This window comes from Trebonia sp. (genome assembly GCF_049794275.1).
Taxonomy (GTDB): domain Bacteria; phylum Actinomycetota; class Actinomycetes; order Streptosporangiales; family Streptosporangiaceae; genus Trebonia.
In genome coordinates this window covers 1-10185 of sequence record NZ_JBARCR010000434.1, presented here as the reverse complement: position 1 = coordinate 10185, position 10185 = coordinate 1, and the positions used below count along the sequence as shown (strand labels likewise).

Genomic DNA, 10185 nt, shown 5'->3' with positions numbered 1-10185 from the left:
TCGCCGCCGGCCTGATCGCCGTCCTCGTCGGCATCACCTACGGCATCCAGCCCTACGGCGGCCACGTGATGGGCTGGACCAGCCCGCTCGTGCTGACGCTGATCATCGGCGGCATCGCCACGCTGATCGCCTTCTGCTACATCGAGACGAAGGTCGCCGAGCCGATGTTCCGGCTCTCGCTCTTCAAGATCCGCCCGTTCACCGCCGGCAACGTCGCGTCCCTGCTGTCCGGCCTCGGCCGCGGCGGCTTGATGTTCATCCTGATCATCTGGCTGCAGGGCATCTACCTGCCGATGCACGGCTACAACTTCGTGGACACCCCGCTGTGGGCCGGCATCGCGATGCTCCCGCTCACCGTCGGCTTCCTGGTGGCAGGCCCGATCTCCGGCTTCCTGTCCGACAAGTTCGGCGCCCGCCCGTTCGCCACCGGCGGCATGCTGGTCGCCGCCCTGTCGTTCCTGCTGCTCGAGCTCCTGCCGGTGAACTTCAGCTACCCGGAGTTCGCCGCCATCCTGTTCCTCAACGGCGCCGGCATGGGCCTGTTCGCCTCGCCGAACCGGGCCGGCATCATGAACTCGCTGCCCGCCAGCCGCCGCGGCGTCGGCGCTGGCATGTCAGCCACGTTCCAGAACTCGTCCATGGTGCTGTCGATCGGCATCTTCTTCAGCCTGATCATCCTCGGCCTGTCGTCGTCGCTGGCCGGCCACCTGTTCACCGGGCTGACCGCGCACGGCGTGCCCGCCGCGGACGCCATCCGGCTGTCGCACCTGCCGCCGACGGCGGTCATGTTCGCCGCGCTGCTCGGCTACAACCCGATCCAGATGCTGCTCGGCCCGGTGCTCACCAAGCTCCCGGCCAGCAACCAGGCCTTCCTGACCGGCCACTCGTTCTTCCCGAGCCTGATCTCCGCCCCGTTCCACGCGGGCCTGTCCGTCGCGTTCGACTTCGCGATCGCGGCCTGCCTGATCGCCGCCGTCGCCTCGCTGCTGCGCGGCAAGCACTACGTGCACGATGACGACGCTCCCGCGGCGGTGGTCGCGGATGCGGTGGCTGAGGATGGCGCGATGGTGCAGGCCAGCACCCCAGAAGAAGCCGGTTATCCAGAACGTACCGGGCCTGCTCTCGATCCCGTTCCCCAGCTCCTGGCAGGTGGGGCGGCGCGGGACCGGCGGTTACGCTCCTTCGGTCTCCGTCGTCATCACCGTGACGGCGGCGTTGTAGGGCTCGACGCTGCCGTCCGCCCTGGTCACGATGAGCACCGGGGTGATGTGCCCGGTGCTCAGCCGTTCCCGCTCCTCTTCCGAGGGCATCCGGGCGATCACCCGGTCGCCGGGACGCAGCACGACCACCTGCGAGGCCGGCGTCGCCGTCACGAACGTGCCGACGCCCGGCCTGGTGGTGACCAGCCCGGCCTTGCGGAGTTCCTCGACAGCCTGGGCGCCGGTGAGCCGGTTGACGCCCCATTCCTGCTTTATCTGGTTGCCGCTCGGGATCTGCGCCCCGACCGGCAGATCGCCGCTGATGATCCGGTCGCGGATGGCGCGCGCGATCTGCAGGTAGACCTTCTCGCCTGACTCGTAGTCGACCCTTACGCGCGGCGCCTCGTTATCGGTCATTGGACCTTCTGCGCAATTGCGTACGATCCCGTCGAGTTGACTAGACAGCTAGACAGGCCGCGAGTATCGTTGCGTCCGTGCCGCACGTAACCGGATCCCACCCTTCTGGCTACGTAGCGTAGAAGCGCGCCTTTCCCTCGGGAATTCGGGGGGGTTCCCCCGGGATAACGCGCGCGTGTGCCCGGCCCCCGGCCGCCGTACTTCGGCAGGGGACCGGGCACGTTCTCTCTCTTAGCAAAATCCCGCGGAAAAGGACCTGCAATGGTGCCGAATAGCAGGCCTATTTCCGCCTCGGGTTCACTCTCGTAAAAACCGCCGCGATACGCCGGCAATCGGCCGAAGAGCCGGAATCGTCCCTGCGTCCTTGAGCTAATGTCAGTCATTCCAGTAAATGTGCCGTAGGTCGGCCAGTTAGCGCACTCGGGCGGAAGCGTACCCGATCCCGCGGTGCCGTGTAGGCGGGCGCCGCACCTCGCGAACAAGGGTTCTCGTCACACGCAATTGCGCAGCGGCGGCCAGCGATTCGCTGTCGTCAGCGCAGCGGTGCTGGATAGCCTGGCTCGTCGCTGGCACCATCGAACCATGGACAACTCGATCGCACTGGTGACCGGTGCCAACACCGGGATCGGCAAGGAAATCGCCCGCCAGCTCGTGGCGGCGGGCCTGACCGTCTACGCAGCGGCACGGGACGCCGGGCGCGGCGAGAGCGCGGTGCGGGAGCTTGGCCGCGGCACCAGGCCGCTGCTGCTCGACGTGACCGACGCCGGCAGCATCGCCGCCGCCGCGAGCCAGGTCCCCGCCCTGGACATCCTGGTCAACAACGCCGGCATCTCACTGGACGACAAGACCCCGGACAAGGAGACCATCGATAGCTTCCGCTGGGTGTACGAGACGAACGTGTTCGGCGTCGTCGAGGTGACGAACGCCTTCCTCCCGGCGTTGCGCCAGTCCGAGCATCCGCGGATCGTGAACATCTCCAGCAGCACCGGCTCGCTCACCCTCTCGGCCGAACGCGCGGCCGCCGGACGCGCAGGCGGCGGCTTCGCCGCCTATCGCTCCTCCAAGTCGGCGCTCAACGCGCTGACGATCTTCTACGCCCACGCGCTGGCAGCCGACGGCTTCAAGGTGAACGCGCTGGCCCCCGGCCTGCGCCGCACCGGACTCAACGCCGTCGCCGCCGCCAGCGGCGGCGACCCAGCCGAGGCCGCGGCCGGCGCCGTCTACCTGGCGCTTCTCCCCGACGACGGCCCCACGGGCCAGTTCCTCTCCTGGGACGGCACCCCGGTCCCGTGGTAGCCCCGCTGATAACAGCAAGAAAAGCGTAACGTTCTGCTCCCAAGTGCATCTGCTGGCCTGCCGGCTCGCGCTTTTTTAAGGGCGGGTCAGCGTGTCAGGCTAGCGGCATGGACAACTCGGGCATGAGCATCCGGCCTGCGTCGGACGCTGACAAGGAAGCGATTTTCGCGCTGGCCCCGAGGCTGGCCGAGGGCGTGGCGCCGTGGCGGGACCAGAATGAAGCGCGTGCCGCCGGGCGGCGGTGGCTGGCGGACTCGCTTGCGGCGGCGGCGGGCGACGGAACCGTCTTCGTCGCCGCGGACGGGAACGCGATCGCGGGCGTCATCAGCGTCAGGCCGAGCCGGCACTTCACCGGCGAGCGGGACGCGTACATCGGCGAGCTCGCCGTCGCGGAGCACGCGGCGAGACGCGGGATCGGCAGTGCGCTCGTCGAGGCGGCCGAAGGCTGGGCGCGGGAGCACGGCCTGGTCAACCTGACGCTGCACACGGGAGCACTCAACACCGGCGCGCGCGCCTTCTACGCCGCGCTCGGCTTCGCTGAGGAAGAGGTGCGCCTTACCAGGGCGGTGCCGACCGGGGCGTTACCGCGACGCGTGGATCTGGCGAAGCAACTGTTCGTTCGGAAGAGCGGTTTTCTCCAGCAGCAGCTCGACCGCGTGCTGGGTGTCCAGCGCGGCGAGCGCCCGGCGCAGGCTGACCACGGCGGCGTGCTCGTCGGCGCTCATCAGCAGGTCCTCGCGGCGGGTGCCGGAAGGCACCGGGTCAATCGCGGGGAAGATCCGCTTCTCGGCCAGGTCGCGACGCAGCCGCAGCTCCATGTTGCCGGTGCCCTTGAACTCCTCGAACAGCACGTTGTCGAGCTGCGATCCGGTGTCGATCAGGGCGGTGGACAGGATGGTCAGCGAGCCGCCTTCTTCCAGGCAGCGAGCGGCGCCGAGGAACTGGCGGGGCGGCTGCAGCGCGGAGGCGGCGACGCCGCCGCTGAGGGTCCGGCTGCTGGCGGGGGCGGCCAGGTTGTAGGCGCGGCCGAGCCTGGTGAGCGAGTCGAGCATGACGACGACGTCGCGGCCGAGTTCGGCGAGCCGCTTGGCGCGCTCGATGGCCAGTTCCGCGGCGCGGACGTGGTCGGCGGGGGACTGGTCGAAGGTGGAGGAGATGACCTCGCCGCGTACCGAACGGCGCAGGTCGGTGACCTCTTCTGGGCGCTCGCCGACCAGCACGAGCATGAGGTGCACTTCGGGATAGGCGGTAGCGATCGCGTGCGCGATCGTCTTCAGGACGGTGGTCTTGCCGGCCTTGGGCGGGGCGACGATGAGGCCGCGCTGGCCCTTGCCGATGGGGGAGACTAGGTCGATGATCCGCGCGGTGGGCGACGGGTCGCCGTCTTCCAGGCGGAACCGCTGGTTGGGGTAGATGGGGGTGAGATCGTCGAAGCGGCGCCGGCCGCCGGGACCGCCCTCGGCCACGGGCAGCCCATTGACGGTGTCGACGCTGGCCAGCGTCTTGCCCGGCCGTCCGGTGCCCTCGATCAGGTCGCCCTTGCGCAGGCCGAACTGCCTCAGCTGGCCATGCGTGAGCGGAATGTCGCCGGAGGACCGGCGGTAGCCGGCCGTCCGCAGGTAGCCGCGCCGGTCGTCGGCATCGATGATGCCGGATACGAGCGTGGCCGTTTCTTTCTGCCGCGTTTCAGTCGAAACGCTTCTTTCTTCAGTGATTGTGGTCATGGTTCTCCTCTCGGGGAGAATGAATGAGGCAGGCTGAAAAGAGCCGCTGGCGGGACGCGTTCAACGCAAAGCGCGCAAGCGCGGGAACGCACAGAAGCAGCCGCTCAGCTGCGCCGATGTCTGATTTGTGAGTCTGACTTCGAAAGCTCAGATCTTCGCTGTAGCGCCATTCAGATAGGGCGCCTTGGGATTCGCCGGGCCGCTCAGATTGGGCACCGGCCGATGGAATGACCATAGCCGACAACACGGATGCTGCCAACCCTATTCCCGGCCCGGTCTCCACCTGCCGGCTGACTCGCGGTTTCCGTCTCGCGGGCGAGGCGGCGGGAGAAACCCGCGTGGTCCACTGTCGCTATGAACGGGATCAGTGCTCACCGGCCAGGCGCGGACCAGGCCATGCCCGACGACCTCTCTCAAGACCCGGCCGCGGTCGCGAGCCGCGACGACGACCGGGTGCCCCGGCTCGTATGGCTGATCGCCGCGGTGTTCACCGCGGTGGAGCTGGCGGTCAGCGGCCTGTACGGCTTCCAGCAAGACGAGCTGTATTTCCTGGTGGCGAGCCGCCACCTGGCTTTCGGGTACGTGGACCAGCCGCCGCTCGCCGTGCTGCTCGCCCGGACGACGGACATCTTCGGCACCAACCCGACGGCGATCAGGATCCTGCCGGCGCTGGCAGCCGGGGTGATCATCGTGATCGCCGCCCGGCTGGCGGCGCTGTTCGGCGCGGGCCGCACCGGGCGGGTGCTGGCCGCGCTCGGCATGGCGTGCGCGCCGGTGCTGATGGGCGCGTGCCACATCGGCAACACCACGCCCTATGACTTGCTGGCGTGGGCGGTCGTGCTGCTGTGCGTGTGCACGGCGCTGCTGCGCGACCGGCCGCGGTGGTGGCTCGGCGCTGGCGCCGCGGCGGGCATCGGCCTGGAGAATGAGTACCTGATCGCCACCCTGCTCGGCGCCCTCGTCGTCGGCATGCTCGTCACGTCCGCGCACCGCCGCGTCCTCGCGACCCCGTGGCCCTGGCTCGGCGGCCTTATCGCGCTGGTGATCTGGGCGCCGAACCTCGCCTGGCAGTTCGCGAACGGCTGGCCGCAGGCCACCATGGCGTCCGCGCTGCACCAGCAGAACACCTCGACGGTCGACTACATCGCCGGGCTCCCCGAACAGCTCATCTACACGGGGATCCTGGGGGTCCCGCTGGTCATCGCCGGTTTCGGACGCCTCTACCGGGACCGGCAGCTGCGGTTCCTCGCGGTCGCCGCCACGCTCGTCGTGCTGTACGTGCTGGCCTGGGTCCCCGGCAAGATCTACTACTCCGACGGGATGCTGCCCGCCGTGATCGCGGCCGGATCGGTCTCGGCCGAGCGCTGGCTGGCCAGGGACAGCCGGGACCGCCGCCTGCGCTCGCGGCACGGCCTCGTCGCCGTCGGCGTGGTGCTGACCGCCTTGGTCGTCGTGCCGCAGGCCCTGCCGGCCGTCCCGATCGCCGACGTGCACAAGCTCCCGCCGGACAAGAGCGTCAACGACGGCATCGGCTGGCCCCAGCTCGTCGCCGACGTCGCCGCCCAGAACGCGGCGCTCACGAAGGAAGGCCACGCCCCGACCGCCGTCTACACCGGCGCCTACGCGGAAGCCGGCGCGCTGCTCCTCTATGGCGGGCCGGACCACCTGCCGCCGGTGGTCTCCGCGCACAACTCGTTCTACACGTGGGGACCTGGCGCCGCCTCCGACGCGACGGTGCTCGTGGTGGACGCGCTCGACCAGGTGCGCCCGTACTTCGCGAGCTGCCGCCAGCTGGCGGTCTTCAACCCGCCGGACCAGGTGCAAAACGACTGGAACAACATCCCGATCGGTGTCTGCACTGGCCCGTCAGCCAGCTGGACCGCCCTCTGGCCCCACCTCAGGCACTACGACTAGCGGCGCCTGCCGGGCCTCCGCCTGGTCATCACACCAGGTAGTAGAGGCTGTTGCCGACCAGCCAGAGGCCGAGCAGGAGGGACAGCAGGATGATGACCTGCTCGCGGTGGGTGTCCAGCCAGGTCCGCAGCGCTTCAAGCTTGACAGCGGCGGCGGCGGGCGCGAACGTCGCGTACAGCTCGAGGCACAGGAAGCTGGCTGTCGACAGCAAAACGAACAGGACCAGGGTCAGGTAGTCCGCAGGCCCGGACAGTTTGGCCTGGGTGATGGTCGCGGCGCCGGCGGCCACCAGCGTCCACGGCTGCAGGAAGGCGGCGAGCCCGGCGACGGCCCACAGCGACACCCCGTCCAGTCGCGCCATCCAGGTCGGCGGCTTGCGCGGGACGTCGATCCGGCGCCACCGGTGCCAGGCGTACAGGACCAGCGCGACGCCCAGGGCCAGCTTCACGGCCAGGGCGGCCGTAGACGGCGCGGTGCTGGGCGCGGGCGGCTTCCCCTGCGTCGTCAAGACCACGCACGCTACCACCAAGACCAGGCAGGCCAGCCAGCCGAGCACGAACACCAGGCCCTTGCGGGTGCCCTTCTCGCTGCTTAGCAGCAGGATGAACGCGGTGAGCGGGAACGGTTCGAGGCTTATCCCGAGGCCGATGAGCACAAGGTTGAGGACCACCGGCCCGCCCTCCACTGATCTCTATCGCTGCCGGGCCCTGCTGACTTCTCCGGTCCCGCGAGCCCCGAAGTCACAGGCCTTGCTCAGCGACGATCCGCCCGGCCTTGACGGCTTCAAGGACCGCCTCGTGGTCACGCTCGTTCTGATCGGCGTAGGCGTCGGCGAACTGCGCGATGGCCTGGTCGAAGACGTCCGAGCCGCCCAGGTAAGCGGCGATGGCGATGGCGTCCCCAGACCGGGCGTGGGCGCGCGCCAGGGTCCATCCGCACACCTCGCCGTACATGCGCATGCCGCCAGGGACCATGGCGTCGACGTCGAGGGAGAACTTCCAGTCCCGCAACTGGCGGACGTAGAAGTCACGTTGCTTCCCGTCCAGGCCGGCCGCGACGCGATGCCACCCCAGGAAGATGTCACTGGATGCCTGCATGAGCCGCTGGCCCGCGACCACCCGCTGGCCCATGTTGGCGAACTCGCTGGCGCCGAGGAACCGGCTGAGCACCGACTCCTCGGCCTCCTTGACCTGGAGGAACAGCGGATCAGACTCATCGCGTCCGAGCATCAGCACGATCCAGCACCGCGTCCCGACACTGCCAACGCCGACGACCTTCCTGGCCATGTGAACGAACTCATACTGATCGATCAGGTACCGCCGGTCGGTCGCCAGCGTCCGCCGGTATTTGCTCATGATGCTGTGTATCTCCGACTCGAGCGCGCTGCGCTGCGACGGATCGGCTAGCAGATCCTCGATGGGCACCAGGAGCGGTGGGTCAGCCATTATCCGCAGCTGCCCATCCACCGTGGTGGTGAGCTTGCCTAGTTCTTCCATGCTGTCCCGGGTGCGGGCCTTGGCCGCGCTCTTGGCGACGAGCTTGCGCTGCCTGTCGTCCATCTTGGACTCAAGCTGGGCGCGTAGCTGGTCGATGTCCGCGCGCGCGTACCAGATGCCGAGCTGCGACATCCCGGCAAAGTCGCGCATCGCCTGCCGGTAGCCGGCCACGGTGCCCGCGACGATCTTGCGGCGCTGCTTGTCGCTGAACCCGTTCGACCGCGCGGCGACCTCCATGCTGGCGGCCAGCCGCTTGACGTCCCACTCCCACGGGCCTGGCAGCGTCTCGTCGAAGTCATTCACGTCGAAGACCAGGTTGCGCTCGGCTGACCCGAAGACGCCAAAGTTCGACAGGTGCGCGTCCCCGCAGGCCTGGACGGTCAGGCCGGAGACCGGAGTGGTGGCCAGGTCGCTGGCCATAGGCAGGGCCGCGCCGCGATAGTAAGTGAACGGCGAGACCATCATCCGGCCCCACCGGACCGGCACCAGTTCCGGCACGCGCGCCTTTGCCTGCTCCTCGAGCAGGGTGATCGGGTCGGGCCGGCTGGCGGGCACCGTAAAGTCCGCGTGTGATTCCCGCGGCACCTCAGCCCGGGCCTGCGCGCCCCGGGCCGCACGCTCAGCGGGCGTCAGATGCCCCGTCCTGGTATCGAGCTGAGCCCGCGCCTGCTGCCGTGGGGAAGCCGCAACCTTCAGAGCGCTCATATCCGGCCCCTCTCCTACCGCTGAACTCCAACCTTGGCAGGAAAGAGAACCGTCTTCCTCACCCTGAGCGGATGGTGCCGGAGCAGCCGGGTGTCCTTAGCGTTCGGATCTTCCGCACGGGCTCGGCGGATTTCTCTCCCGACGTGTCTATTGTGCCGCAGGTGTTGTGCCGGTTTCCGTTTCCTGAGCCGCGGTCCTGGGCTTGTCCGGCCCCGATTCTGACGCTATAGCAGGCTGATCGGGACCCACGGGGCCCAGAGCGGACGTGTAGACGTCCCGCATTGTCGCGATTTGCGCGGTGGTGAAGGTCCGCTCGCGGCGGACATCGCGGGTGAAGGTCAGCCACCAGGTCAGTATGGCGCCGAGGCGGTTCCGGTACCCGGTCAGGAAGGCGATGTGGATGAACAGCCAGATCCACCAGCCGATGAAGCCGCCAACCTGCAGCGGCCCGGCTGAGACGACGGCCTTGCCGCGGGAGATGTAGGCCGCTGAGCCGAGGTCGCGGTAGCGGAACGGTTTCTCCTCCATATTTCCAGAAACCCGGTGCCGGACGCGGTGCCCCGCGTAGAGCCCGGACTGCATCGCTACCTCGGCGACCCCGGGGAGTTTGTCCAGGCTCATCATGTCACCGAGGACGGAAATCTCCGGATGGCCGGGGATGGTGAGGTTCTTTTCGACCAGGATGCGCCCGGCCCTGTCCTGCGTGGCGCCGGTGGCGGCCGCCAGGGCCGCCGCGATGGGCGGGGCCTCGACCCCGGCGGTCCACAAGACGTTGGCGGCGTCGAAGCGGGTCTCCTGGCCGGCGTGGTCGCGGACGAGCACGTATCCCTCGCCGACAAAGGTGACGAGTGAGCCCATGTGCTGCTCGACGCCCAGCTTGTCCAGGGTTTTGGACGCCTTCTGCGACAGTTTCGGGCCGAACACCGCCAGCGGCGCGCTGCCGCCGTCGAAGAGCAGTACCCGGGCGTCCTCGGGTTGGATGTCCCGGAACTCGTCACGGAGCGTTTTGGTGGCGACCTCCCGGATCTGCCCTGCTAGTTCCACGCCGGTCGGGCCGGCGCCGACGAGGGCGAAGGTGAGGTAGGTGCGGCGTTCTTCCGGGTCGGTGGTCGTGTTCGCCATCTCGAACGCACCGTATATCCGGCGCCGGATCGCGAGCGCATCGGAGATCGTCTTCATGCCAGGTGCCCAGCGGGCGAACTCGGGATGGCCGAAATAGGATTGCTGGACTCCGCCCGCGACGATGAGGTCGTCGTAGCCGAACTCGATAGTGTCGCCGCCGACCCGCCTGGCCAGGACCCGCCGGCCTTCGACGTCGAAGTCGTACACCTCGGCTAGGACGCAGTTGACGTTCTTATGCTTCTTGAGCAGATTGCGCAGCGGTACGGCGATCTTTCCCTCGGACAGGATGCCGGTAGAGCATTGGTAGAGCAG

At 68.7% G+C, this 10185-nt stretch carries 7 protein-coding genes and 2 pseudogenes; 4 read left to right on the top strand and 5 right to left on the bottom strand.

The window, feature by feature from the left end:
- Positions 1-68: 68 nt before the first annotated feature.
- Positions 69-590, top strand: a pseudogene (locus WA805_RS11880) (MFS transporter); the annotation flags it as partial.
- A 582-nt stretch (positions 591-1172) separates the two neighbouring features.
- Here the strand turns inward: WA805_RS11880 and WA805_RS11875 are convergent.
- Positions 1173-1616 carry a GntR family transcriptional regulator gene (locus WA805_RS11875; RefSeq protein WP_422326111.1) on the bottom strand — a complete coding sequence of 148 codons (444 nt, stop codon included), beginning with the start codon at positions 1614-1616 and terminating at the stop codon, positions 1173-1175.
- Positions 1617-2198: 582 nt separating this feature from the next.
- Between WA805_RS11875 and WA805_RS11870 the strand changes: the two genes are divergently transcribed.
- Together WA805_RS11870 and WA805_RS11865 are read left to right on the top strand one after the other, a co-directional pair.
- Complete coding sequence (locus tag WA805_RS11870; protein WP_422286067.1) at positions 2199-2912, top strand: SDR family NAD(P)-dependent oxidoreductase; 714 nt, start codon at positions 2199-2201, stop codon at positions 2910-2912.
- Positions 2913-3019: 107 nt separating this feature from the next.
- A pseudogene (locus WA805_RS11865) lies at positions 3020-3400 on the top strand (N-acetyltransferase family protein); the annotation flags it as partial.
- 93 nt (positions 3401-3493) lie between these two features.
- Here WA805_RS11865 and rho read toward each other — a convergent pair.
- Positions 3494-4636 carry a transcription termination factor Rho gene (rho, locus tag WA805_RS11860; protein ID WP_422286068.1) on the bottom strand — a complete coding sequence of 381 codons (1143 nt, stop codon included), beginning with the start codon at positions 4634-4636 and terminating at the stop codon, positions 3494-3496.
- A 354-nt stretch (positions 4637-4990) separates the two neighbouring features.
- On the opposite strand from rho, the gene WA805_RS11855 reads away from it, so the two are divergent.
- Entirely contained in the window at positions 4991-6550 is a 1560-nt protein-coding gene (locus WA805_RS11855; protein WP_422273663.1) for a glycosyltransferase family 39 protein, read from the top strand.
- Between the two features lie 28 nt (positions 6551-6578).
- Here the strand turns inward: WA805_RS11855 and WA805_RS11850 are convergent, their stop codons facing one another.
- The 3 genes from WA805_RS11850 to WA805_RS11840 all read right to left on the bottom strand — a co-directional run.
- Entirely contained in the window at positions 6579-7220 is a 642-nt protein-coding gene (locus WA805_RS11850; RefSeq protein ID WP_422273665.1) for a GAP family protein, read from the bottom strand.
- Positions 7221-7290: 70 nt separating this feature from the next.
- On the bottom strand, positions 7291-8751 hold the full coding sequence (locus WA805_RS11845) for a DUF2252 domain-containing protein (RefSeq protein WP_422273667.1): 1461 nt from the start codon (positions 8749-8751) through the stop codon (positions 7291-7293).
- 147 nt (positions 8752-8898) lie between these two features.
- Positions 8899-10185: NAD(P)/FAD-dependent oxidoreductase (locus WA805_RS11840; RefSeq protein WP_422326112.1), on the bottom strand; the 1287-nt coding region annotated here is incomplete at its 5' end.